This is a genomic window from Sorangium sp. So ce693, assembly GCF_051521375.1.
In the GTDB taxonomy this organism is placed as follows: domain Bacteria; phylum Myxococcota_A; class Polyangia; order Polyangiales; family Polyangiaceae; genus Sorangium; species Sorangium atrum.
This window is the reverse complement of the sequence record NZ_CP150347.1, coordinates 12793478-12818542: the sequence shown is the minus strand read 5'-3', so window position 1 is coordinate 12818542 and position 25065 is coordinate 12793478. Positions and strand designations below refer to the sequence as shown.

Sequence of the window (25065 nt, the reverse complement as noted above, 5' to 3'; positions counted from 1 at the left end):
CGCCGAGAGAGGTCTCAGCCGGGAGGCGCGGGCCCTACTCGCGATCGTCGAAGTCGGCGATCTTCGCCATGTCCCGCCGCAACTGGAGATCGCGCTCCACGAGGAGCTGGTCGAGCTCCTCTTCGGAAGCGTGCGCCAGCCTGCGATGGCGCTCCGCGACCCGGCTGTCGATCGCCCGGACCATCAGCACCGCGAGCCACGCAGCAGCGATCGACGCCGCGTCGGACGCAATGAACGCAACCCGGGACCGGATGAACTCCGCCACGGTCAGCTCCGGCATGACAGAGGCCAGCCACCCGAGTCCGCGGCTCGCGACATAGAGCCCCCACCACGCGCCGAGCGCTGCATGGTGCACCGCGCCGGCCCGCGGGGCGTGCGCCATCTCGACGCGCCGGTAACCACCCCCGCCGTCCAGGAGAGGGCGCGGCGCAGGCTCGGGCACGCCCGCCGGAGCAAGGCCGTCGTGCAGATCGCGCAGCACCCTGTACGGCTGCACCAGGTTCACGAGGGGAATGAAGAATCCCAGGACCGCCTCGGACGGCGTCCAGTGAAAACCCCGCACCGGATCCAGCTCACCCGCCAGCGCGACTGCCCTGGAGAGCCAGCGCAGGAACACAACGCTCGCAAGGAGCCCGAGCCCCAGCTCGAGCAGACCCCCGACCTCACGGAGCGTGTTGGCGAGCCGCCACGTCGGCGCCGAGACGTCCGTCGAGCCGAGCAACACGACGTGCCACGCCCCGACCAGCGCCGTGAACGCCGCCACCGCCCCCATCGCGATCAGCCCGGCAATCGCCAGACGAGCGCGCCGGCGCACGACGCGGACGTCGCGGCTCCACCCCTCCCGAGCTTCGGCCCAACCGCTCACGGTGAGCGAGGCTATCAGCGTAATGCGCCGCATCGCAACCGATGCGGCCGAGGAGCACACGTGGCAATCGTGCGCTTTGAGGCGCCCGCTCCTCCCCTGACACCGCAATCGCTGGGCGGCAATCCGTCAGCTCGCCATCGCCGGCTCCCCTCGCCGCGCGCAGTCGTCCAGCCCCGCCATCGCGCGCCGGAAGCTCTGTATTGTCGCGTAGAGCCCCTGCCGGAGCGGCACCCGCGGCTCGAACCCCAGCGCCCGCCGCGCCAGATCGATCGCCGGACGCCGCCGCATCGGATCCCCCTCCGGCAGCGGGCGGAACGCGATCCGGCTCGCGCTGCCCGTGAGCCGCACGATCTCCTGCGCCAGCTCGAGCACCGTCACCTCCACCGGATTCCCCAGGTTGACGGGCCCCACCTCCGCCGGGTGCTCCATGAGCCGCAAACACCCCTCCACCAGGTCGTCGACGTGACAGAAGCTCCGCGCCTGCGACCCGCTGCCGTACACCGTCAGCTCCTCCCCCCGGAGCGCCTGGGCGATGAAATTGCTCACCGCGCGCCCGTCGTCGATCGCCATCCTCGGCCCGTAGGTGTTGAAGATCCGCGCGATCCGCCCCGACGCACGCCCCTGACGGTGAAAGGCCATCACCAGCGCCTCCGCGCAGCGCTTGCCCTCGTCGTAACAGGCGCGCACGCCGACCGGATCCACCCGCCCGAGGTAGCTCTCCGGCTGCGGGTCGACGTCGGGATCGCCATACACATCGCTCGACGACGCCAGCAAGAGCCGCGCGCCGTGCCGCTCGGCGCACAGGAGCGCGTGCAGCGTGCCCATCACGTTCGTGAGCGTGGAGCGCACCGGATCGCCCCGCCAGCGCGCAGGGCTCGCCGGCGACGCCAGGTGGTAGACCCTGTCGACCTCGTAGTCGAACGGCAGGGCCACGTCGTGCTCGACAAGCCAGAAGCGGCTGCTGCGCATCAGGTGAGCCACGTTGGCCGGCGAGCCCGTCGAGAAATCGTCGAGCGCGATGACCTCGTGGCCGTCCACGAGGAGCCGCTCGCACAGGTGCGAGCCGATGAAGCCGGCGCCCCCCATCACCAGGACGCGCATGCCGCTCCCCACCGTCCTCCCGTTCGCGTCACCCATCGGAACACCTCCGTCGTCGCAACACCGCCCCTCGAGAACCGCCGAGACCGCCCTGCGCCGCGCAGCGCCTCACGCGAGCGGGCTCCGGTAGCGGCCCGGGTCGCAGCGGCGAACGCCGGACGCAGGGCCGCTCCGCTCCACGTCGTCGTCCGCCGCCTCGCCGAGCCGGTAATACGGCAGCAAGAGCAGCTCGTCGATCAGGTCGAGGAGCGTGTCCACGCGGTGCGCGCACGTGTGGCGCGCGAGCACCGTCCGGCGCCCGTGCTCGGCGACGCCGCGCGCGAACTCCGGGTCCGAGAGGAGCGCGCGGAGGTGCTCCGTCATCTCCGCGCCCGTGCGCGCGACGAGGTAGTCCCGGCCAGGCGAGAAGAGGCGCTCGACGTCGGTCCACGGCGCGCTCACGAGCGGGATCCCGCACGCGAGCGCCTCGAACGGCCGGATCGTGGGGATGCCGGGGAGCCACGCGGCGTACGGCCGCCGCGGGACGTGCACCGTGATCCGGGCGCGCGAATAGGCGTCCGGGACGCGGTGGTTGGGGAGCCAGCCGGCGTACTCGATGCCAGCGTCCGCGAGCGCCGAGAGCGCGCGATCGGGGTAACGCACGCCGTGCACCCGCGCGCGGAGCCCGAGCGCTTTCACGGGCTCGACGAGGAACTCGTGGAGCTCCGCCGTCCGCTCGCCGTCCCCCCAGTTGCCGATCCACACGAGATCGCGCTCCTTCTCGACCCCGGGCAGCGGCCGGAACAGGCGCACGTCCGCGGCCTCGTGCCACACCACCGCGCGCCGCGCGACGCCGCGGCTCAGGTAGAGATCGCAAACGCTCTTTCCAAAGCCGAGCACGCAGTCGTACCCCGAGAGATCGCGCCGCACGATCGCGGCCGGATCGGTGATGAGCCCGTGGTGCGTGTCGTGAAAGAAAAGGCGATAACGATCCGTGCGCGCGCGGTGCTCGCCGAGCCGCCGCACGAGCTCCGGGTCGCTCCGCTCGTGGACGAGCACGACGTCGACCCCGGCGAGCGCGGCGTCGAGGTCCAGCGTGGAGAGCGCGTAACGGCGCGGGCGGAGGCGCGGATAGGCGGCCGCGGCCTCGCGCAGCGCGTCCGGGCCGTACGCCGCGACGAGGCCCAGGGCGCTCCAGGCGTCCTCGGGCTCGAAGGCGAGGACGTCGTGGCCGCGCGCGTCGAGCTCGGCCGCGATCCCGCGGAGGAAGTGCGCGTCCGCGTGATCCCAGTCGGAGAGCAAGGAGTGGCAGAAGAGGGCTATTCGCATGGTGTCCCGCAGGGTGAAGGCGACGAAGGAGGGCAGACCCGCCGGGGGGCCGGCGGGCGGGCGGCGAGCGCGACGGCGTAGACGTCGAGGTAGCGGCGGGCCATGGCGCGCGGGCTGAAGCGCACGGCGCGCCGGCGGGCGAGCGCGCCGAGCGCCTCGCGGCGCGCGGCGTCCCGGACGAGGTGGTCGAGCGCGGCGTGGAGCGCGCGCGCATCGTCCGCGGGCACGTAGAGGGCCGCGTCGCGCCAGACCTCGCGCAGGCTGGGCAGATCGCCGAGCACGAGCGCGCAGCCGGAGAGGGCGGCCTCCAGCGTGGCCATGCCGAACGGCGCATACCGCGCCGGAGAGGCGTAGATCGCGGCGCGCGACATCCACCACGCGAGCTCCGGCTCGTCCACCCACCCGAGGGAGCAGAGGCTCTCCCCGGCGCGGCGGCCGACGCCGCCCGGCGCGACGTCGCTCCCGGCCACGATCACGGGCCACGCGAGGTGGGGCGCGACCTTCTCGAGGGCCGCGAGGTTCTTGGCCTCGTCCCAGAGCCGGCCGGCCGCGAAGACGAACGGCTCCTTCGGCGCCGGCCCGAACCGCCTGCGGTCGCGCGCGTGCGGGATGACATGGCCGCGGCCCAGGCCGAGCGCGCCGTACTCGCCCGCGAGGGCGCTCAGCATCGCCGCGCTCGGCGCGACGACAGCGTCCGCGGCCCGGAGGCCCTCGGCGACCCGCGCGCGGTAGCGCTCGTAGCGGACCGGCGCCGGCAGGCGGTGCACCGCGCGCCACCACGACAGCACGCAGGAGTGCGCGACGACGACGCGAGGCGCCCGGAACGGCAGGGCCGCGTGGCAGTAGCCGTTCAGGTGGACGAGGTCCGGCCGCACCCGCTCCTCGAGGTCGAGCAGCCAGTCGCCGGCGGCCGCGACGTCGTCCCACGGGTCATCCATCCACTCGAGCCGATAGGCGCTCTCGACGAGCTCGAGGCCCGGTACCGCGGCGGCCGCCGCGCGCGCCGCGGGCGACAGCGGCCCGCCCATGATCGCGAGCACCGTGGCCACGCCGGCGCGAGAGAGCGCCAGAGCGAGCTCGATCGCGACCGTCCACACGCCGCCCTGCGTGTCGGCCGTCATCAGCACCCGGCCGGGCCGCGGCGCCGCGGCGCCCGGGGATCCGCGGTCAATGCGCGCCATGCTCGAGCTCCGTGAGCGGCAGCGGCCGGCTGTCCGGCAGATCCCCGAACGTCCGGTGCTCGGCGATATAATGGGCGTGCGCCCGCTCCCAGGCGCCGTCGTCCGGCGCCCCCCACCGCCGGGTGTACGCGGGGGAGCCGGGGTACGGGAACGCGGGGACAGGCTCGTTGGCCCACACGCCGAGCCCGAGGAGGCGCTGCCGCCACGACGCGGTCTCGGCCGGATCGCCGGAGCCCGCGTCGCTCAGGTTGGCCTGCACGAAGGGCACGCTCCGCCGGGCGTGGACGAGCAGCGCGGTGAGCTCCTCGGTCGACGCGCTGCACCGCCTGGCGAGCGCGTCCATCCCATCGATCGACGGGCGCTCGACGCTGGCCTCGATCGAGACGCAGCCCGCGCGGCCGAGGAGATCGAGCATCTCGCGCGACCAGCTGTCGATCCTGAGCTGGACGCCGAACACCACGTCCCGCGCCCAGAGCTCCTCGAGCAGGGCCCGGTCGGGCAGGAAGCGCTCGTCGATGAAATAGACGTGGCGCACGCCCTCGGCGAGGAGCGCGTCGAGCTCGTCGAGCACCGTCGCGAGCGGGCGCTTCCGGAGCCTGTCGCGCGCGCCGTCCCTGGCGCAGGAGGCGCAGCGGCAGGGGCTGCCGCGCGAGGTCTCCATCTCGGCGCTCGGCCCGTCGGGCACGGCGTCGAAGCGGTGGTGGTGGTGGACGTGCCGCGCGATCGTCGCGCCGTCCCACCGCAGGGCCGGCAGCGTCCTCAGGCAGGCGGCGTAGGGGCCCCCTTGCACGTGATCGATGCCGTTCCTGCGGTAGGCGATCGACGGGATCTGCCAGAAGCGCGACTCGGTCGCGCCGGCGAGCATGACGAGGATCTCCTCGCACTCGCCGAGGACGATGACGTCCACGCCGAGCTTGCGGAGCGCCGCGCGCGGGGTCGCGGAGCCGTGAGGCCCGACGGCGACGAGGAGGCCGCCGTGGCCCCGCAGCGCGGCGACCGCCGCCATGGGCACGCGCAGCTCGGGCGGGGGGCTGCGCCACGAGAGGTAGCTCGGCGCCGTGGCGATCACCGTCATGTCGGGGCGGAGCGCCGCGACCTCGGCGCGCAGCGCGATGAGGTCGATCCCGCGCGCCTGGGCGTCGAGGAGCGCGGCCTCGTGGCCCGCGCGCTCGAGCAGCGCCCTGGCGTACCCGAGCTCGATCGGCAGGTGCGGCTCGCGGCAGCCGAGGTAGACGCTGCCGTGGAAGGTCCAGGGCGGGTTGACCAGCGCGACCTTCACGAGGCGGCCTCCAGCCGGTCCATCCGGACAGACGCGGGGATGTCCGCGTAGACGGCCCCGAGGCGCGCCTCGACGCCGAGGCGCCATTGATAGAGCGCGCGCAGCCCGTCGCGCAGGGCGACCCGCGGCGCCCAGCCGGTGAGCGCCTGGAAGGCGCGGCAGTCGGAGACGTAGTACCGCGGATCGCCCGCCCTCCACGCGGCGAGCGAGACGACCGGGCGGCGCCCGTCGAGCTCCGCGAGCAGATCGAGCAGCTCGACGAGGCTCACCGCCGTGTCCGGGCCGCCCCCGATGTTGAAGGCGCGGCCCGAGGCGGGCTTGAGCGCGCGCCGCGCGCGCAGGAGGGCGTCGACGAGGTCCTCGACGAACAGCGCGTCGCGGACCTGCAGCCCGTCGCCGTAGAGGGTGATCGGGTCGCGGCGGATGGCGCGCGCGACGAAGTGGGCGATCCACCCCTGGTCCTCGTTGCCGAACTGCGGGGGTCCGTAGACGCAGCTCACCCGGAGCACCGCGGCGTGGAGGCCGAAGGTGCGGGCGTAATCGAGGACGTACTGGTCGGCGGCGCCCCGCGAGCACCCGTAGGGGCTCCGGAGATCGAGCGGCTGGCTCTCGGAGATGCCGTGCTCGCGCGCGCCCTCGCACAGAGGTCGATACCGCTCCTCGCCGCGCTCGACCGGCAGATCGGGCAGCGCGCCATAGACCTTGCTGGTGGAGGCGAAGAGGAGCGGCGGAGGGCGGTCGAGCTTCCGGAGCGCCTCGAGCACGTTCAGCGTGCCGCGCGCGTTCACCTCGAAGTCGAGCGCCGGGTCCGCGACGCTCCTCGCGATGGCGACCTGTGCGGCGAGGTGGAAGACAAACGAGGCGCGCCGCACGGCGTCGCTCACGGCCTGCTCGTCCCGGACGTCGCACACCCGGACCTCCACGCCGGCGCCGTGACGCCCCTTGAGGCGCTCGACGTTGCGCTCGACGAACCCGCGCGAGAGGTTGTCGAGGACGAGGACCGGCTCCCCCTTTCGGAGCAGCTCGTCGGCCAGGTGAGAGCCGAGGAACCCGGCTCCCCCCGTGATCAGGACATGGTCAGGCATAGGATGCTCCGTTCCGGTCTGGACGAGCAGCGGGCGAGCGGGTGAGCGGGCGATGAGAGAGAGCGCCTCGCGGGCGGACGGCGCACGACGGCGCAGCGCGACAGGCAGACCGAACGCCCGCCCGCCGCGCGGGGTCCCCCCGGCTCTGCGCCTCGCTGCGCGGGAGTCGCTGAGGAGACACCGATTAACATGCGAGCTGGAGAGCCGCAATCGATCGAAGGAGCTTTGTTTGACGATCGATATCGCGACTTCCGCGGCTCCTGGAGAGGGTACGGCGCCGCCGGATGGCAGCGGAGACTCGATGTGTCGCAAAGGGGGTTTGTGGGGAGGAGCGCCCCTCGGACAGGCGATGAGAGCGGACGGGGACGGGGGGGAGAAGGGAGGCGCGCGCTCGGCGCGGGGCGGAAACGAAGGGGGGACCTCGGTGTTGACCAGGCCCGTTCAGTCGCGCTCGCCGCCCAAAGCCCGAGCCCCGGCATTGCTCGCCAACGCGGTCGTCGTCGTGAACGCGGTCGTGGTCGTGGTCGTGGTCGTGGTCGTGGACGTGAACGTGGTCGTGAACGTGGTCGTGAACGTGAACGTGGTCGTGGTCGTGGTCGTCAACGGCTAGGTCGTGAACGTGAACGTCACCCGGAAGTCGCGGCTCTCATTGGTTGACCAAGGTTTCGGCAGAACGTTTACGTCCACGTCGTGTCGTCGACGACCACGACCACGACCACGACTGAGGATCCCGCACATTTTTGATCCGTTTCGGACGCGCCAAGCGTCTGAAATATCATGGGAAATCCCGATGTACCGGAAGCGATGCCGTCGATCGTGCGCGAGTTCGAGACGGTGCAGCTGGGCGACGCGCGCCTGCATCAGCGGGTCCGGGCTGTGGTGGCGCGGCTGAGCGTGGCGCCGGGCGAGAGTTTCCCGGACTCGCTGAAGACAGAAGCCGAGCTGGAGGGCTTCTACCGGCTCCTTGGCAACAAGCGCGTGTCGTATGGTGCGCTGGTGCAAGCCCACAGCGAGCAGACCCTCGGGCGGATGGCCGGTCACGACACGGTTCGTGCGGTGCATGACACCACCGCGGTCGCCTTCGACGGCGACGGAGCACGCAAAGGGCTCGGTCCGCTCAACGGCAAGGACACCCAGGGCTTTTTGGCGCACGCGACGCTCGCCGTGGCCACCGACGCGATCAACCAGCCGCTTGGACTGCTGGGCCTTGCCTGCTGGGCCCGCAAAGCCTCCGCCCTCTCCAAGAGCCCACGCAAGAAAAACAGGACGGGCAGCGACTATGCGCGCGTGGCCGACAAGGAGTCGACGCGCTGGCTGCGGCAGGTGGAGGCGGCCGAGCAGGCCGTGGGCGACCGCACGTCGCTGCTGCACATCATGGACCGCGAGGCCGACGCCTACCCGCTTCTGTGCGCCATGGTCGAGCAGGGCCACCGCTTCGTCGTGCGCATGGCGCGGGATCGAAACGTGTCGGAACTGGCCGAGGACGAGGAAGAATCGCTCGACGACAGCGCACGGCTGCGGCTGAGCGAGGCGCTGGTCGAGCTGCCGATCCGGCTCAGTCGCGAGGTCGTGCTCACCCAACGCCGCGCCGGCCCTGTACCGGCGAGCAAACGCGCGCACCCCGAGCGCTCGGAGCGGATGGCCACGCTGGGCGTCGGCGCGCGGCGCGTGGCGCTGCGCCGTCCCTACTACCTGCCCGAGCTGGCCGAAGAGCTCGCGGTCAACGTCGTGGTTGTGCAGGAGATCGACCCGCCAGCGGGCGAAGAGCCGGTGGCGTGGGTGCTGGCCACCAACGAGCCCGTCGACACGCCCGACCAGATCGGAGCGATCGTCGACCATTATCGGGCACGGTGGCTCATCGAGGAGTTCTTCAAGGCGCTCAAGACCGGCTGCGCCCTCGAGACGCGCCAGCTCGAGAGCTTCCAGAGCCTGACGAACGCGCTGGCGCTGTTCGCCCCGATCGCGTGGCAGATGCTGCTGCTGCGCTCGCTGTCACGCCTTGAGCCCAACGCGCCTGCGGAACGAGCCCTGAACCCCACGCAGCTGAAGCTGCTGCACCAGCACCAGCCCAAGAAGTTGCCGGCTCAGGGGGCGACGGTAGTCGATGCGCTCTACGCCGTTGCCGGTCTTGGTGGACATCTGAAGCGCAACGGTCCCCCCGGCTGGCTGACGCTCGCGCGCGGAATGCAGACCTTGCTCATGCTGGAGACGGGCTGGAACGCCGCCCTTGCCAACGCAGCGAAAACTAAGGGGGAAATGTGATCAATCCTCAGACGACCACGACCACGACCACGTTCACGTTCACGTTCACGTTCACGTTCACGTTCACGACCACGTCCACGACCACGTTCACGTCCACGACCACGTTCACGTCCACGACCACGTTCACGTTCACGAACACGTTCACGTCGGCGTCGACGTTGGCGAGGGATGGTTGGGGACGGGGGTCAGGCTTCGTGCCCCGAGCGCGACCGAACGAGCTTGGCCAAGCGCGATGAGCGAAAGGTGATGAGGCGAGAGCGCGGGGGGCGCGGCTTGCAGGGCGAAGGGCTGCGCGGGAGCGAGCCCTCGTGAGGCTCAGCTCGCGGTCGGCTGGCCCGTCAGGCGCAGGTAGATGTACGCGAGCCCGATCGCGACGACCGGCCCGGCCACGAGCGTGCCGAGGCAGCAGGCGAGCACGCCCGCAAGCACGAGCGCGCAGGCGAGCAGTCCATAGACGAAGATGCCGCCCTTGTGGCCGGTCGTGATTCGCCAGCTCTCCTTCATGGCGTCGATGGCGCCCAGGTTCTTATCGACGATGACCAGCGTGGTCATGCTCAGGCCGAGCCCGAGGATGACGCCGGGGACGATCAAGAGGAGCGTGCCGACGCCGACAGCGAGGCCGGTCAAGAGCTGGGCGCCCAGGATGGACAGGAACCACCGCCCGCCGCCAAGGACGTCGCTGAACGAGTACGGCTCGCCGCGCGCGACCTTCAGGAGGAGGTTGTTCATGCCACCGGCGAAGTAGGCGCCGACCACGAGCGCGACGCCCTGCATCAGGAACTGGATGGCCGCCCCCGCGGAGGGCGCGTCCCTCGCGAGCGCCGCCTGGATGCCTCCGCCAATGCCGTTGGGGACGCTCGACGCGAGCCCGACGACCACGATGGCGCCGATGAGGACAGCCGGGTCGCGCTTCAGGCGCTCCCAGCCGAAGGACGCCGCATCTCCCGCTCCCCACGACGCCGGGCCGCCCATGCCCGGGGGTGAGCCGTAGCCCGCGCCGCCGCCCGGGGGCTGGTAGGGGTTGGCCCCACCCCAGCCGGCGCCGCCGCCCGGAGGCGGGCCGTAGCCGCCGCCACCGCCCGGAGGCGGGCCGTAACCGCCGCCTCCCGGAGGCTGGCCCCAGCCGCCACCCCCTCCCGGGGGCGGGCCGTAGCCGCCGCCTCCCGGAGGCTGGCCCCAGCCGCCGCCGCCCGGAGGCTGCCCCGGCGGCTGGCCGTAACCGCCGCCCGGCGGCTGCCCCGGCGGCTGGCCGTAGCTGCCGCCCGGGGGCTGCCCCGGCGGCTGGCCGTAGCCGCCGCCCGGAGGCTGCCCCGGCGGCTGGCCGTAGCTGCCGCCCGGGGGCTGCCCCGGCGGCTGGCCGTAGCTGCCGCCCGGAGGCTGCCCCGGCGGCTGACCGTAGCTGCCGCCCGGGGGCTGCCCCGGCGGCTGGCCGTAGCTGCCGCCCGGGGGCTGACCGTAGCCGCCGCCCGGAGGCTGGCCGTAACCACCACCCGGAGGCTGCCCCGGAGGCTGGCCGTAACCACCGCCCGGAGGCTGACCGGGGCCAGCGCCCCCGGGTGGCTGTCCGTAGCCGCCGCCCGGAGGCGGACCGTAGCCACCCCCCGGCGGTTGCCCGTAACCACCACCGCCCTGACCGCCCCCTGATCCCCCGCCCCAGCCACCTTGGCTCATCTTGTCTCCACTGGGTGTGAATACCGACTACCCCCAACCAACTACCCCCCACTATACGTGGAGGGCGCCGGCGCGGAACAACTAACTTCCGGCGCGCGGCGCCCCGGTGCGCGCCCGCACCGCGCCGCCGCGCGCCACGCAGGAGTGCGACGACCGAATGCCGCGCGCGCTCCGCGATTGCGGACAGCGCAGCAATCGCGGAGCGCGCAGCATTCGGCGATCAACAGCGATTGAGCGCTCGATGTCCATTGCTGGACGCGGCGGCGAAACACGCGCCGATCACCTCGGTGGCGGGCCGCTCAGGCACAGCCCGGCGATGCTGCTCGTGAACGACGTCCCATCCTCGCGCCGGACCTCGACGGAGTTGCCCGTGAGCGGCGACGAGAACACCCCCTGAACGACGCCTGCCCCCTGCTTCGCCGTCACGGAGCGGCCGACGAGGGATCCGGGCGACACGGCCTCGATCGGAGCTCCCGGCGCGATCGCCTGCTCCTCGGGCAGCTCGTCGCGCCGGAACCCTCCGAACCGCACCGCCGCGCCGCCATCCTTTCCTGGCACGCTCTTTCCGATGCACTGCCCGAGCGGCGTGCCGACGACCGCGTACGTCACGGCGGCGTCCACCGGCAACCGCCTGGATTCGCCCACCAGGGTGACGGTGACGCCGAGGGCGAACGAGGCAACAGGGACCGCGAGCGCGGTCGCCACGACGACCGCGGCGGCGCCGGACGTCGCCCTGCCGAACGCGGCGAGCTCGGCGCTCACGGCCTGCTCGAACGACCGCAGGATCACGACCTGGCGCGCGCGCACCCGCTCGAGGACGGCCGCGGCGACCAGGTTGTCGGCGGCGCAGAAGCCGCACCGCGCGATCGCGCCGTCGCCCGCGCCGAGCGGCGCGCCGCACACGTGGCACGCCGCCGGCTCGCCCGGGGCCGCCGGTGGGCGCGCGGCGCACGCCTCCTCGAGCCGCCGCTGCTTGCTGCGCATGACCGCGAGCACGGCCGCGCCGGTCCCGACGGTGCCGAGCCACGCCGCCACCGCCATGCCGCCGGTGATGAGATTCCCCTCCGTGTCGGGGCTGACCCAGACCCCCAGCGCGATGAGCGCGCCGAGCAGGGTGATGGGCACCGACGCGAGCGCGAACACGACGAGCAGCCGCGCGTGCCGCTGCGACGCCGTGATCAGCCTCCGCCGCAGCGCCTCCGAGAGCTGGCGGCGGCGCACGTCGGTCTGGAAGACCGCGTGCGCCGCGGCGCGCAGGCCCTGCGCCGCCTCCGCGGGCAGCGGGCCGCGGTAGTGGCAGGCCGCGCAGGCCATGAGATCCGGGCTGGCGAGGGACACAGGCGCTGGTCGCCCGCAGCGCGGGCAATGCACGGCGAGCATGGCCCGATTCTACGCCAGCCGCGTCTCGGCGGGTCAAGGCGCCTCGCCGCGCGGCTCACGGCGCCCCCCGCCTCGCCTTGCGCGCGCGCCGCCCCGCCGGCGCGAGCTCGCTGAGCGCGGCCGACAGCGAGGAGAACGTGCCCAGGACGCCGAGGTCGACGCCGACGAGGCTCATCGCGATCTCGGGGCGCACGCCGACCAGATAGACCCGCGCCCCGAGCAGCGCGGACGCGCGGCTGGTCATGCCCACCGTGTCGGCGACCCGGGCATCCACGAACGGCACGCCCGTGAGATCGAGCAGCACGGAAGATGCCCTGTGCCGGCTCACCCCCTCAGACACCTTCTCGAGCACCTGCCTGGCGCGGCCGCCGTCGATCATCCCGATCAGCGGCACGAGCAGCACGCCGGGCAGGAGCGGGATGAGCGGACAGCCCAGCTCGCGCACCGTCTCCGAGAGCGCGCGCTCGATCTCGTACGCCTTCTGCAGGTCGGCGTGCTGCGACGACAGCGACTCCAGCAGCGCGTCGCGCTCCAGGGCCGCACCGAGCAGCGTCCCCCAGATCGCGACCGTCCCCTCGTCTCCCGCCATGGCGACGAGGGTCGGGCCGACGAGCACCAGGATCCCCCAGTCGCGCCGGGCAGAGCGTATCGGCAAGAGCAGCACCATGTGCGTGCCGTCCTCCGCCGACGGCGGCAGCATCGCCGCCGGCAGAAACGCCTCCGGCCGACAGCGGCGGCCGATCGGCGGGGTCGGGCTGCCGTCGCGGCTGTAGGCGCCGGCGACGACGAGGCGCGCGCGCGCCTGCGGATCATCCCACAGCGCGAGGCAGCCCCAGACCACCGTGGTCGTCTCGAGCCACGAGAGCGACCGGGACGCCTGCTGGGTGCCGCCGAGCAGGGCAAAGCTCACATCGTAATTGGTCCTCGCGAGCACCCCGAGCTGGCGGACATACTGACTCTCGGCCTCGAGCCGGGCCCGCGCGATCGCGAGGCGCACGAGCTCCAGGAACGCCTCCACCCGCCGCCTCGCCGTGTCGTCCAGGGACGCGCCGCGCCGCTCGTGAAACTGGCCCAGCAGGCGGATCGCCGCCAGCAACGTCCCCACATCCATCGTGATGTCGACCGCCTGCCGGCAGGCGCCCCCGAGCTCGGCCGCCGAAGGCAGCGCGGCGCCCCGGAGCGCCGCGAAATAGCCGTCGATCAACGACGTGACCGCCGGCCATACCTCGGTCGGCGGGAGGTCGGGCGGGAGCGGCTGGGGCAGGAGCAGGAGCTCGACCATCTGCCGGGCCAGGACGCCGCCGGCGTCCTCCTCGGGCGCCGCGTCCTCCTTGTCGAGGAACTCCTGGATCGTGTTGCACCCGCACGAGCTCCGCACGGCGAGCGTGTTGGCCGTGCGCACGCCCTCGGCCGGGAAGGCCTCGCCGGCGATCATCGACGCGAGGAGATCGCACGCGGCGCTCCCCATCATCTCGAACCGCTGGCGCACCGTGGTCAGCGGCGGATCGGCGCTCTCCGCGTCCGCGATGTCGTCGAAGCCGATGATCGCGAGATCCTCGGGGATGCGGACGCCCGCCGCCTTCAGCAGGGGCATCGTCCCGAGCGCGTTCTTGTCGGTCGCGAAGACCGCCGCCGTGCACCCGGGCAGCCGCGCGAGGAGCGCCGGCGCGGCGCTCTGGCCGCCGCTGTACCAGTTGTTGTCGCTCCGGATGACCAGATCGGGGTCGAAGGCGATGCCCGCCTCGGCGAGCGTGTCCTTGTAGGACGCGAAGCGCTCGCGCACGTCGTATGCATCGAAGTAGCCGACGAACGCGATGCGCCGGTGCCCGTGCTCGATCAGGTGGCGCACCGCGCTCCGCATCCCGCCGTGGTTGTCCGGGATCACGGCTGGACAGGCGACATCGAGGGCGCGCGTGCCGACGGTGATGAACGGGACCCGGCCGCGCGCGAGCGCCTCGAGGCCATGCAGCTCGATCAGGACGATCCACCCATCCACCTGCTCTCCTGCGAGCGACGGCGCGTGGACCTCGAACGGCGTACCGCGCATCACCAGCGTGCGAAACCCGCGCTGCTGGGCCGACTCATGGATGCCCAGCAGGACAGGGTTCCAGAACGAGCCGTCGAGAAAGGGGGAGATCACCCCGAGGGTGCGAGGGCGGGCCGCGGCGCCGTCTGCCGGGACATGGAGCGGCGGGGCGTCGGTGCGGCGCGCCGGGGGAAGAGAAGAGCGGCGCGCCGGAGGGAAAGAAGAGCGGCGCGCCGGAGGGAAAGAAGAGCCGGTGCCGCGCCCCGCGCCCGCCGCCTGCCCCGGAGCGCCGGAAAGCTCGCCCCACTGCTCCGGCACCACGATGCCGCTGTCGCGGCGCCCCTGATCCATCCTCGCGCTCCCTCCCGCCCTGCTCGCCCACGTCCGGCCGAGCCTCTCCACTTCCGTGGCGAGCGCCATCCTTAATCGATTTCGGGCGGGAGGTGAGGAAAGCGACAGTGCCCTGGCGCGCCCATCACCTCGCCCTGGGCGCGCCCCCGGCCGCCGGCGTGAGCTCGAGGAGCGCCGTCGCGAGCGAGGAGAACGTGGGCAGCTCGCCGAGGTCGACGTCGATGAGGCTCTCGGCGATCTCGGGGCGCACGCCGACCAGGTAGACCCGCGCGCCGAGCAGGGCAGCCGCGCGGCTGGTCATGCCCAGGAAATGGGCGACCTGGATGTCCACGAACGGAACGCCCGTGAGGTCGAGCAGCACGGACAGCGCCTCGTGCCGGCTCACCCCCTCGGCCACCTTCTCGAGCACCTGCTGGGCGCGGCCATTGTCGAGCATCCCGATCAGCGGCACGAGCAGCACGCCGGCGAGGAGCGGGATGATCGGGCAGCCCAGCTCCCGCACCGTCTGCGACAGCGCGCGCTCGCTCGCGAACGCCTGCTGCAGGTCGGCGTGCCGCGCCGACAGCGACTCCAGCAGCGCGTCGCGCTCGAGGGCCGCACCGAGCAGCGTCCCCCAGATCGCGACCGTGCCCTCGTCCCCGGTCATCGCGACGACCGCCGGGCCGATCAGCACGAGGATCCCCCAGTCGCGCTCCACGGAGCGTATCGGCAGGAGCAGCACCATGTACGTGCCGTCCACGGCCGAGGGCGGCAGCATCTCCGCCGGCGGGAACGCCTCCAGCCGATGGCGGCTCCCGTTCGCGGGGACCGGGCTGCCGTCGCGGCTGTAGGCGCCCGCGACGACGAGGCCCGTGCGCTCCGCCGGGTCGTTCCACAGCGCGAGGCAACCCCAGACCATCGTGGTCGTCTCGAGCCACGAGAGCGACCGGTACTCCTGCTGGGTGCCGCCGAGCAGGGCGAAGCTCACATCGTAATTGGTCCTCGCGAGCACCCCGAGCTGGTGGACGGAGTGGGTCTCGGCGTCGAGCCGCGCCCGCGCGCTCGCGAGGCGCGCGAGCTCCACGAAGTCCTGCACCCGCCGCCTGGCCGCGGCGTCCAGGGACATGCGGCGCCGCTCCGGGAGCTGGTCCATCAGGCGGGCCGTCGACAGCAGGGCCCCCAGATCGGGCGTGATGGCGATGGCCTGGCGATAGGCTCGCTCGAGCTCGGCGGCCGGGGCGGGCGCGGTGCCCCGGAGCGCCGCGAAATACATGTCGACCACCCGCGTGACCGCCGGCCAGACCGCGGCCGGCGGGGTCTCCGGCGGCAGCGGGCGCGGCAGGAGCAGCTGCTCGACCATCTGTCGGGCCAGGGTGTCGGCGGCGTCCTCCCCGGAGGCCGCGTCCTCCATGTCGAGGAAGTTCTGGACCACATTGCAACCACACGAGCTCCGCAGGACGAGCGCGTTCGCCGTGCGCACGCCCTCGAGCGGGAAGGGCTCGCCGGCGATCATCGACGCGAGCAGCTCGCACGCCGCGCTCCCCATCATCTCGAACCGCTGGCGCACCGTGGTCAGCGGCGGGTCGGTGCTCTGCGCTTCCACGACGTCGTCGAAGCCGATGATCGCGAAATCCTCGGGGACACGGACGCCCGCCGCCTTCAGCTCCGCCATCGTCCCGAGCGCGTTCTTGTCCGTCCCGAAGACGGCCGCCGTGCACGCGGGCAGCTGCGCGAGGAGCGCCGGCGCCGCGGCCCGGCCTCCGCTGTACATGTTGTTGTCGCACGGGATGACCAGATCGGGGTCGAAGGGGATCCCGGCCTCGGCGAGCGTGCTGATGTAGGCGTCGCGGCGCTCGCGCACGTCGTACGCGGTGAAGTTGCCGACGAACGCGATGCGCCGGTGCCCGTGCTCGATCAGGTGGAGCACCGCGTTCCGGATGCCGCCGTGGTTGTCCGGGAGCACCGCAGGACAGCGGAGGTCGACGGGGCGGGCGCCGAGCGTGATGAACGGGACCCCCGCGCGCTCGAGCGCCTCGAGACCGCCGAACTCGACGACGACGATCCACCCGTCGACCTGCTCTCTGCCGAGCGAGGGGGCCAGGACCTCGGACGGCGTGCCGCGCAGCACCAGCGTGCGGATCCCGCGCCGCTGGGCAGACTCATGGATGCCGAGCAGGATAGGGCCCCAGAACGCACCGGAGAGAAACGGGGCGACGACGCCGAGGGTAGGAGGGCGAGCCGCCGGGTGCGCGCTCTCGGACCGGCGCGCATCAGGGCCGGAGGCGCCGGCGTTTCCCCTGGCCTTCCACCGCGCGGCGCCAGGCAGCTCGCCCCACTGCTCCGGCAACGGTACTGCACTGCGCTGGCGACCCTGACCCATTCCCGACGGCCTCCTGCTCCACAACCTGACCGCCCTCCCCACGACCGCTGAGGACCGGCTACATCGTATACGCTGCGCCGCCGGCCCGGGCGAGAAGTCTTGCGTTCTGCCGTGGAATCCGGCGCGTGACGTCGGATTGCGGACATGGCCGCCCCACACGCTGCGTGCGTGTCGACGCGCTTCGACGCGTCTCCACCACCGGCGCGCCGCCGGCGCGGGCGAGCTGGTCGGTGGTATCGTCGAGCAATGCAATACCGCGACGAACGAGACGCGCTGCGAGGGCGTGTGGACAGCCTCGAGGAGCAGCTCGCGGCGGCCACGAAGGAGCTCGAGGAGCACCGCGACGGCGATCGGGCGGCGCGCGTCGAGCAGATCGAGCGCCAGATGGCGGAGGCCCGCCGGGTGCTCGACCAGCTCGGCCGGGAGCTCGACGCGGTGCGCGGCCAGCCGAAGCGGTCGTCGGCGGTGCCGCTCCTTGTGACGATGGCGGGCGTGGGGCTCTGCGCGATGGCCGCGAGCTGTCTGCTGGCGCGGTCCGGGCGCGAGACGATGGCGATCGTCCAGCAGCCGGCGGTGCCGCCGCCTCCCCTTCCCCTCCCGGAGCAGCCTCCCCTCCCCGAGCCGCCGGCGCCTGTCCCCGAGCCCGCGCAGGCGCCGCCGGAGCCGGCTGCGCCGGCGAGCGAGGCGCCGTCGCGGACCGCGAACGCGACCTGGAGGGCGACCGTCACGCGCGCCACGGGGCTCCCCCTCGCGGCCGGCGCGGCGTGCACTGTCGAGGCGGAGCTCGCGAGCTCGGGCAGCGACATCCGCGTGCCGGCGCTCCGGGTCCTCTGCGGCGGCAAGCCGATCTACAGGTCGAGCGATCCGCTGAACGGCATGTCGATGTTCAGCGCCGGCGTGGAGGAGGACTCCGGCCCTCAGCCTGGCACGTATGCTTATGCCCTCTCGTACCAGGACAAGGGCTCGCGCGCCGGGGAGCGGGCCGAGGTCTCGCTCGACAGCATCCGCAAGGCCGGCGCCGTCTGGCGCGACTCGGTGCCCGCGTACCGCGTCGAGTTCACGCTGGCTTACCAGAGCCTGCCCGTCGCGGGGGAGCCGCTCCTCGACGCGACCCGGAGAGCGCTGCGCCGGTCCGCGCGCGTGACCGAGTCCACGGGACCGAGCCCGGTGAAGGCGGGCGCGAGGTGCGCGCTGCTCGTCTCGCCGCTCCCGCGAGGCGGCAAGTGCCTCACGCGCCTGGCGTGCGCCGGCCGCATGCTCTACGGCGCGGGCACGACCGGCGTCTCGGAGTGCACGGTGGAGGGCGACAAGGTCGTCCGCGTCCACGACGGGAACACGACCCCGAACGGCGGCGACCCGGCATTCGAGCTCGACGCCGCGACGGGGCGCGTCACCGTCAAGGACGAGGCGGGCGGCGCCGCGTGGACGGTCGGCGTGCAGCTCGATCCGAGCGGCTGAACGCCTGTCGCCGGATCCCGCATCGTCCAGTCCGCCCATCCGGGCGTGACGTCTAGCATTGCGTCATAGGCGAGTATGCCTATGCCTCAGGGCCGACGCATAGGCGAGTATGCCTATGCCTCGGCCCTGAGGCATAGGGTACGACCTCGTTGCGGTCACCCTCATCGGTGATGCGAGGACGGACGGCGATCTTAGAATAGAGAGGCGAGGACGAATGAAAACGCTTCGCAATTTCGGCGTGATCGCGCCAGGGCTCGTTGCGCTCGCGGCGTTCGCGGCGCTGGGCTGCTCCAGCGAGGGAGAAGCGACGACCGAGGCATCTTCCGGCGGCAGCGCAGGAGGGCCCGCCGGGCCCGGATCCAGCGCCTCCGGCGCCACGGGTGGCTCGTCGGCAACCGGTGGCCCGTCGGCGACCAGCGGCTCGTCGGGGGCGGTCAGCGGCGCAGGCGGCAGCGGCGGGCGCCCGGACTCGGGGGAAACTGGCGCGGGCGGCGGGAGCGTTGCCGGCTCCGGATCGAGCGGCGCTGGAGGAGACGCGCAGAGCGCGGGCTGCGGCAGCGCGACCGCGCCGAAGAGCGGCCGTTTCAGCATCGATGTCGGGGGCACGACGCGCGAGTACATCCTCGCCGTGCCGGACGGCTACGATCCGAACCACCCTTATCGGCTGATCTTCACCTGGCATCCCCGAGGCGGCTCGGCGCAGCAGGTCGCGACCGGGTTCGGCGGCGGCTACTACGGCCTACAGAGTCGCGCCAACGGCTCGACGATCTTCGTCTCGCCCGAGGGCATCGACCAGGGCTGGGAGAACCCGGGGGGCCGCGACATGACGTTCCTCCGCGCCATGCTCGACCGCTTCCGCGCCGAGCTCTGCATCGACGAGAGCAGGATCTTTTCGACGGGGTTCAGCTACGGCGGCATGATGTCCTACGCGGTCGGCTGTGCGATGGGCGACGTCTTCCGCGCCATCGCCCCCATGTCCGGCGCGCTCTACAGCGGCTGCGAGGACGGCGACCATCCCGTGGCCATGTGGGGCTCCCACGGCAACGTCGACAGCGTGGTTCCGGTCAAGAACGGTCAGAGCGCTCGCGATGTCTTCCTCGAGCGAAACCACTGCGGTCAGCAGACCACGCCGGTCGAGCCGAGCCCCTGCGTCAGCTACGAGGGCTGCGACGCGGGCTACCCCGTCGTCTGGTGCGAGTTCGACGGAGACCACGCCCTGCCGAACAACTCCGGCGAGTCGATCTGGAGCTTCTTCTCGCAGTTCTGAGGCGGGCGTCGCTCGAACCAGCGCCACGTTTTCAGGGTGCATCGAATCGCAGCGTGCGATTGAATGGATGGGTCCGGCAATGGTGATCAAAAATCTGCCAGCGAAGCTCTTGATAACTGGAATCCTGGGCATCTGCTCTGGAGGGTGCGGTTCGTCGACCGACGATACGAGCGGAGCGACGACGAGCAGCAGCTCCGGCGGCGCGGCGTCGAGCGGTTCCGGCGGAGCGACCGGCACGGGCGGCGACGCCGGTGTGGGCGGCGCGGGTAGCGGAACCACCGCGGGTAGCGGAACCACGGGAACCGGCGGCGCTGAGGAGACGGGCAGCAGCAGCAGCGGCGGCGGCGCAGGCGGGGCGCCCGGCACCGGCGGCGGCGACAACGGCAGCGAGGAGGCGACGATCGTCCCCGATCCCTCGTGGACCTGCGGGATGCCGGGCGGCATTCCGCTCCCCACGCGCGGCGAGCTCGTCCTTCGGGCGACGCTCCAGCTCGGCCAGACCCACGATGTCGGGACCACCCAGTTCGGACACCGCCGCCTCCTCGACGTGAAGGGGGGCACGCTCACGGGCGACAAGATCCAGGCCACGTTCCTCACGGGCGGCATGGATCTCGAGCTCACGCTGTCGAACGGATCCGTCGAGCTCGAGGAGATCAACATCCTGAAGGCGAGCGACGGCACCCCCATCTTGCTGCGGACCTGCGGCGTGGCCGCCGCCGGCGATGACGTCGTCCGGATCGTCCCGGACTTCGAGGTCGCCACCTCGAGCTCGCTCGCTTGGCTCAACACCGGGAAATTTGCAGGCACCCGTGTCGTCGACGCCGCGGCGGGCACGATCCAGCTCGACATCTACGACATCAGCAAGGTGGACGCCGGAGAGCCGAAGATCCAGCTCAAGGATCCCGCGGGCGTCCCGAACCAATCGTGGGAGTGCTCGACGGCGACCGGGGCGAAGGGCTCGAGCGTGTTCACCGAGTCCGTCTCGCTCGGCGCATCCGTGTCTGTCGGCGCGAGCAAGCGCGGCACGCGCAACATCATTCCCATCACCGGGGGCACGGTCACCGGCGGAATGCTGCTGAGCGGCCTGTCGGGCTCGGTGCTCCCCGGAGGCGCGGATTACCAGCTCATCGGGTCGACCACGGTGCTGGACGCCCGGTACGCGCTGTCCTCGAAGGACGGCGAGGTCATCGTGGTGAGGAACTGCGGACCGTTCGGCGCGCTCGTGCCTGTCTTCGAGACGCGCGCGGACGGCCCCTATGCGATCCTCAACACGAAGTCCTATGTGAGCTCCGACCCGGGTGGCGCGGCGGGGGGCGGGGTGAGCCTCACCTTCTACGAGCGCAAATAGAACAGCAGAGCCGCGGTGACACTGGCGCCGTCCGGTGCCTTCGGCGCTTCAAAAGGAAAGCCGAGCTGACAGCCCGGCGGCCGCGCCCGACGCCGCGGGCACGATCCGAAGCTCGACGCCGCCTTCATCCTCGGTGCGATACGTCCGCGGCATGTTGAGGAACACCAGGATCGCGCCTGCCGCCAGGGTCGCGCCGCCGGCGATGAACAGGCCGGTGGCGACATGGCTCTCCGTCGTAGCCCGGCTCGTCGTGTCCGTCGTTGGAGCGCAGCCCGACGCGCAGGTCCCTTCAAACTGCCGCTCCGCCTCCTCCAGATGCTCGTCGGCCTGCCAGCGCAACACCGCACCAGCTAGCCCGAGGCCCGCCCCGACCCCGACAACGGCCCAGGGTTTCCAGGCGGACCACCTGCGCACCGTGACGATGCCGTCGGCGCTCAGCTTGAGCACGCCCGAGGCCTGGACCCCGGCGAGCACGACGACGGGCTCGACGAGGGGGAAATACCCCTCCTTCCTCGCGCTGACGACGTGCTCTCCGGGCGTCACGAACCGGCGCGCCGAGCCCGGACCGACGAACCACGGCTTCCCGTCGAGCAGCACCTCGGCGCCGGGCTCATCGCAGCGCATCTCGACGACGGCCAGCTCGCGCTCGACGAGCTCCTTCATCAACGCGCGCGCCTCTTCGCGGTCCTCGGGATCGAGCGACGCCGGCCCCCACCGGAGCGAGAGGCGCAGGTTCTCGTAGGCGAGCAGCGGCATCCCCATCATCTTGAGCACCCTGCCCAGATAGAACCGGAGATCCGGGTGCTCCCACAGGGCGAGCGCCTCCTCGTACTTCTTCTTGGCATCGCCGAGCACCATCCTTCTGTGCAGGTCCCGCCCCTGCATGAAGAGCTCCAGCGCCGCCTGCTTGCGCTCCTCTGCGACGCCCTCATGCCAGGGGGGCAGCGCCGGCCCGGTCTGAGCCCACGCGGGCACGGCCCGGGACGCGAGGATCGCGATCGAGAGCCATGAACAGATCGCAGCTCGGGTGCTCGTCGGCGTCCTCTGCACGGGGAATGGTTCGATGATCTCCCGGAGCGCCTTTTACCTCAAGCGCTCCCGGACCCGCCCGACGGAGCGCTGGATGAGCTGCTCCAGCGCCTCCTTGCTCCGGCGCTCGTCGTCTGCCGCTTGCTTGGCCTTCCGCTCCTCGACGCCGGCCCTGGTCCGCTCGTCATCGGCCTGAGCTTCGGCGCGCCGCGCCTCGGCCTCGGACGCCCGCGCCTCGTCGCGCGCCGTCCGAGCCTCCTCGGCCGCGGCGTGCGCCCTCTCGGTCTCGACCTCGGCCCTGTCCCTGGCCTCCTCGGCCTCCTTCTGCAGCCGCTCGGCCCGGTTCCGCTGCTCTTCCGTGCTCATCCTGGCCTGCTCGGCGGCTTGTCGAGACGCCGTCTCTCTCGCGAGCGCCTCCTCGAGGCTGTCCTCGGTCCGGCGGATGTCCGCGAGCTGCGCGCTGATGACCCGGTTCTGGCGGACCACCGTGACGATCCCCGCGGCGGCGCCGACGACCAGGAGGGCCAGGCTCGCGATGGTTCCGACGATGAGATTGCGCTTCCGGCGCTGCGCCTGGCCGGCCAGCCTGACCACGGCGTCGAGGTAGAGCTGCTCTCGCTCGGGCAGCCGGCGCGCCGACCGCTCCGAGAAGCGGCGCGCTTCCTCCGCGAGCTTGCCGTGCCACAAGAGGTCATCGGCGCGGCCGCTCGACTCCCACTGCCGCGCCGCCGCGCGCAGCTTGTCGAGGAACACCGAGTCTCCCTGGTTCTCGTCGAGCCAGCGCTGCAACGTCGGCCAGCGCGCGATGAGCGACTCGTGCACGATCTCCACCTTGCCGCCGGCGGTGTCGCCCCCCGTCTCGATGGCGAGGAGCCGCGCGTCGGCCAGCAGGTGGACGACGCGCTCGATCTCGTCCGGATCCCCGTCCCCGGGCAGCTCGCGGAGCTCTTCCAGGCTGGCCATGGCCCGCGTGCGCTCGGGCGTGACCAGGCGCTCGAAGATGGCTCGGCAGAGCTTCGCCTGACGGCCGCTGAGCCCGGCCAGCACCGCGTCGGCGTGGCTCGCCAACGCTCCCGCCACGCCGCCGATGGCCTCGTAGCTCGCCCGCGTGAGGAGCCGCCGCTCGCGGTCGCGCATGTCCCACAGCCTGGCCGCGGTGAACTGCAGGATGGGAAGGGCGCCTGGGGTCGTCTCCAGCACATCGAGGATGCCCTCGACCATCGCCGGGTCCTCGATCTCGTACCGCGCCGCCTGGAGCGGCTTCGAGAGCGCCTCGCGCAGCCCTTCCCGGCCGATGGGCGAGAGGAACACGAGGCCGCGGGTCACCCCCGCCATGAAGCGCCTGTCCTCGGCCACCCGCTCGATGAAGTCCGAGCGGGTGGAGAGGATGACGCGGAGGGGCGAGGAGGCGTCGTCGGCGACGCCTTCGAGGCACGAGAAGAAGGCGGCGCGCTCTCGGGCGTCGCACGAGAGGGTATAGAGCTCCTCGAACTGGTCGACGAACAGCACGACGCGCCGCTGGGTCCGGGCGGACCACGCGCGCAGCGCGGCGCCCAGGTGGCCGGGCTCGGCGCGCAGCCGCTCAATCACTTGCCCGCGCTCGGCCACCTGCCCGCGCTCGGCCACCTGCCCGCGCTCGGCCTCACGGCCGCGCTCGGCCTCACGGCCGCGCGCCGCCGGCGAGCCGACCTCGCCCTGCTCCAGGAGGGATGGATGGTTGAGCAGATCGGCGAGCGCCGCCATGGGCTCGCGCCCGGGCCGCATGACGAGCGACGCCCACCCGGCCCCCGAGCGCTTGAGCGCCGGGATGATCCCCGCCCTCACCAGCGATGATTTCCCTACCCCCGACGCGCCGACGATCGCGAGGAGCGGCTGGCTCTTCAGGCGCGAGACCATGCCGGCGATGTCGTCGTCGCGGCCGAAGAAGCGGTCCGCGTCGACCTCCTGGAACGCCGAGAGGCCGGCGAATGGGCTCTCGTCGGCGCCGAGGACGACCTCGCGGCGCCCCGGCAGGAGCGGCATGAGCTCGGCCAGGAGCTGCCGCGCCGAGGCGATGCGCTCGGATGTCCGCATGCGCAGGCACCGCTCGATGATCGGTCCGAGCGCACCCAGCTCGGCGCGCATCCCGCCGATCTTCCGGACGGACGCGTCGAGCGCGGCGAGGCGCGCGCCGACCGTCATCGCTCCGTCGAACGGGCGCCCGCCGGTCACGAGCTCATAGAGCATGATCCCCACGGCCCAGAGGTCCGTCGCCTGGTCGATCTCCTCTCCGGCCTGCTGCTCGGGGGACATGTAGGCCAGCGTCCCCATGACGGCCCCTTCGTGCGTCAGGGTCAGCTCGCTCCTGGGAGCAGGGCGCTCACACGTGACGGCGGCGTCGACGTCGAGCAGCTTGGCGATGCCGAAATCGAGCACCTTGATCGCTCCGGACGGCTCTAGCATGATGTTTTCCGGCTTGAGATCGCGGTGCACGATGCCGAGCTGATGGGCGCACACGAGGGCGCGCACCACGGGCACCATCAGCTCCACCGCGGCGCTCGTCGACACCGAGGTGGCCGCGACGCCCGCTGGCGCGCCCGCCGGCCTCCGCTGCGCCATCCACGCGCGGAGGCTCTGGCCCTCGATGTATTCGAGCACCATGTAAGGATACCCGTTGTGCTCGTTCACATCGTAGATGGTCACGATGTTCTCGTGCTTGCAGAGCGCGGTGGCGCGGGCCTCGACAAGGAATCGGTCGAGCCGGGAGCCGGTCAGCGTGGTGACGAGCTTGATCGCCACCAGGCGACTCAACCGGACGTCGCGGGCCAGAAAGACCGTGCCCATGCCCCCGCGCCCGAGCTCGCGGATGAGCTCGTAGTGACCGAGGGACGTCCCGGCGTCGATGGGCAGGTCGCGCGGCGCTCGCCGCGCAGGGTCGGTCCTGGACGCGGTGAGCTGCACCGCGTCGAGATCGTGGTCGGTGCTCAAGGTCGCCGACGGGTACATCCCCTCCTCTGACTCCGGACGTCCCCTCCGGCTCGGCGGGGCGGCCGCCTCCTCGTCGACAGCAGGGGCGCCGGAGCCGCCCACAGAAGCAGAGCGTATTTCCTTCATCGGGC

Annotated in this window: 18 protein-coding genes; 5 read left to right on the top strand and 13 right to left on the bottom strand. The window is 72.4% G+C overall.

Annotated elements, in window-relative coordinates:
- Positions 1–34 precede the first annotated feature (34 nt).
- From WMF14_RS47875 to WMF14_RS47850, 6 genes are all read right to left on the bottom strand, one after another.
- Positions 35–865, bottom strand: coding sequence for a DUF4328 domain-containing protein (locus tag WMF14_RS47875; RefSeq protein ID WP_437797558.1), 831 nt, complete (start codon positions 863–865; stop codon positions 35–37).
- Between the two features lie 126 nt (positions 866–991).
- Positions 992–2002, bottom strand: coding sequence for a UDP-glucuronic acid decarboxylase family protein (locus WMF14_RS47870; protein ID WP_437797556.1), 1011 nt, complete (start codon positions 2000–2002; stop codon positions 992–994).
- A gap of 69 nt (positions 2003–2071) precedes the next feature.
- Positions 2072–3271, bottom strand: coding sequence for a CgeB family protein (locus WMF14_RS47865; RefSeq protein ID WP_437797554.1), 1200 nt, complete (start codon positions 3269–3271; stop codon positions 2072–2074).
- Positions 3262–4452 carry a glycosyltransferase family 4 protein gene (locus WMF14_RS47860; RefSeq protein ID WP_437797552.1) on the bottom strand — a complete coding sequence of 397 codons (1191 nt, stop codon included), beginning with the start codon at positions 4450–4452 and terminating at the stop codon, positions 3262–3264. The genes WMF14_RS47865 and WMF14_RS47860 overlap by 10 nt, the downstream gene beginning before the upstream one ends.
- Entirely contained in the window at positions 4439–5731 is a 1293-nt protein-coding gene (locus WMF14_RS47855; protein ID WP_437797550.1) for a TIGR04295 family B12-binding domain-containing radical SAM protein, read from the bottom strand. The genes WMF14_RS47860 and WMF14_RS47855 overlap by 14 nt, the downstream gene beginning before the upstream one ends.
- The gene (locus WMF14_RS47850; RefSeq protein WP_437797548.1) at positions 5728–6816 is read right to left on the bottom strand and encodes an SDR family NAD(P)-dependent oxidoreductase; all 1089 of its coding nucleotides are present in this window, start codon (positions 6814–6816) and stop codon (positions 5728–5730) included. The genes WMF14_RS47855 and WMF14_RS47850 overlap by 4 nt, the downstream gene beginning before the upstream one ends.
- Before the next feature lie 424 nt (positions 6817–7240).
- On the opposite strand from WMF14_RS47850, the gene WMF14_RS47845 reads away from it, so the two are divergent.
- Complete coding sequence (locus WMF14_RS47845; protein ID WP_437797546.1) at positions 7241–7426, top strand: hypothetical protein; 186 nt, start codon at positions 7241–7243, stop codon at positions 7424–7426.
- A gap of 167 nt (positions 7427–7593) precedes the next feature.
- Positions 7594–9078, top strand: coding sequence for an IS4 family transposase (locus WMF14_RS47840; RefSeq protein WP_437792250.1), 1485 nt, complete (start codon positions 7594–7596; stop codon positions 9076–9078).
- A gap of 7 nt (positions 9079–9085) precedes the next feature.
- Here the strand turns inward: WMF14_RS47840 and WMF14_RS47835 are convergent, their stop codons facing one another.
- The 5 genes from WMF14_RS47835 to WMF14_RS47815 form a co-directional block, all read right to left on the bottom strand.
- Positions 9086–9223 carry a hypothetical protein gene (locus WMF14_RS47835; RefSeq protein ID WP_437797545.1) on the bottom strand — a complete coding sequence of 46 codons (138 nt, stop codon included), beginning with the start codon at positions 9221–9223 and terminating at the stop codon, positions 9086–9088.
- Between the two features lie 170 nt (positions 9224–9393).
- The gene (locus WMF14_RS47830) at positions 9394–10749 is read right to left on the bottom strand and encodes a hypothetical protein (protein ID WP_437797543.1); all 1356 of its coding nucleotides are present in this window, start codon (positions 10747–10749) and stop codon (positions 9394–9396) included.
- A gap of 279 nt (positions 10750–11028) precedes the next feature.
- Positions 11029–12129 (bottom strand): hypothetical protein, encoded by a 1101-nt coding sequence (locus WMF14_RS47825; RefSeq protein WP_437797541.1) that lies wholly within the window; start codon positions 12127–12129, stop codon positions 11029–11031.
- Positions 12130–12184: 55 nt separating this feature from the next.
- A complete protein-coding gene (locus WMF14_RS47820) occupies positions 12185–14506 on the bottom strand; it encodes a substrate-binding domain-containing protein (RefSeq protein WP_437804424.1) in 2322 nt (773 codons plus the stop codon).
- Between the two features lie 124 nt (positions 14507–14630).
- The gene (locus WMF14_RS47815; RefSeq protein ID WP_437797539.1) at positions 14631–16865 is read right to left on the bottom strand and encodes a substrate-binding domain-containing protein; all 2235 of its coding nucleotides are present in this window, start codon (positions 16863–16865) and stop codon (positions 14631–14633) included.
- A 285-nt stretch (positions 16866–17150) separates the two neighbouring features.
- On the opposite strand from WMF14_RS47815, the gene WMF14_RS47810 reads away from it, so the two are divergent.
- From WMF14_RS47810 to WMF14_RS47800, 3 genes are all read left to right on the top strand, one after another.
- On the top strand, positions 17151–18323 hold the full coding sequence (locus WMF14_RS47810) for a hypothetical protein (protein WP_437797537.1): 1173 nt from the start codon (positions 17151–17153) through the stop codon (positions 18321–18323).
- 214 nt (positions 18324–18537) lie between these two features.
- Positions 18538–19590, top strand: a complete 1053-nt coding sequence (locus tag WMF14_RS47805) for an alpha/beta hydrolase family esterase (protein ID WP_437797535.1) — start codon at positions 18538–18540, stop codon at positions 19588–19590.
- Between the two features lie 79 nt (positions 19591–19669).
- On the top strand, positions 19670–20938 hold the full coding sequence (locus WMF14_RS47800; protein ID WP_437797533.1) for a DUF3237 domain-containing protein: 1269 nt from the start codon (positions 19670–19672) through the stop codon (positions 20936–20938).
- A 48-nt stretch (positions 20939–20986) separates the two neighbouring features.
- Here WMF14_RS47800 and WMF14_RS47795 read toward each other — a convergent pair whose 3' ends face one another.
- Both WMF14_RS47795 and WMF14_RS47790 read right to left on the bottom strand, forming a co-directional pair.
- Complete coding sequence (locus WMF14_RS47795; RefSeq protein WP_437797531.1) at positions 20987–21988, bottom strand: hypothetical protein; 1002 nt, start codon at positions 21986–21988, stop codon at positions 20987–20989.
- Between the two features lie 33 nt (positions 21989–22021).
- Positions 22022–24952 (bottom strand): nSTAND1 domain-containing NTPase, encoded by a 2931-nt coding sequence (locus tag WMF14_RS47790; RefSeq protein ID WP_437797529.1) that lies wholly within the window; start codon positions 24950–24952, stop codon positions 22022–22024.
- Between the last annotated feature and the right edge of the window lie 113 nt (positions 24953–25065).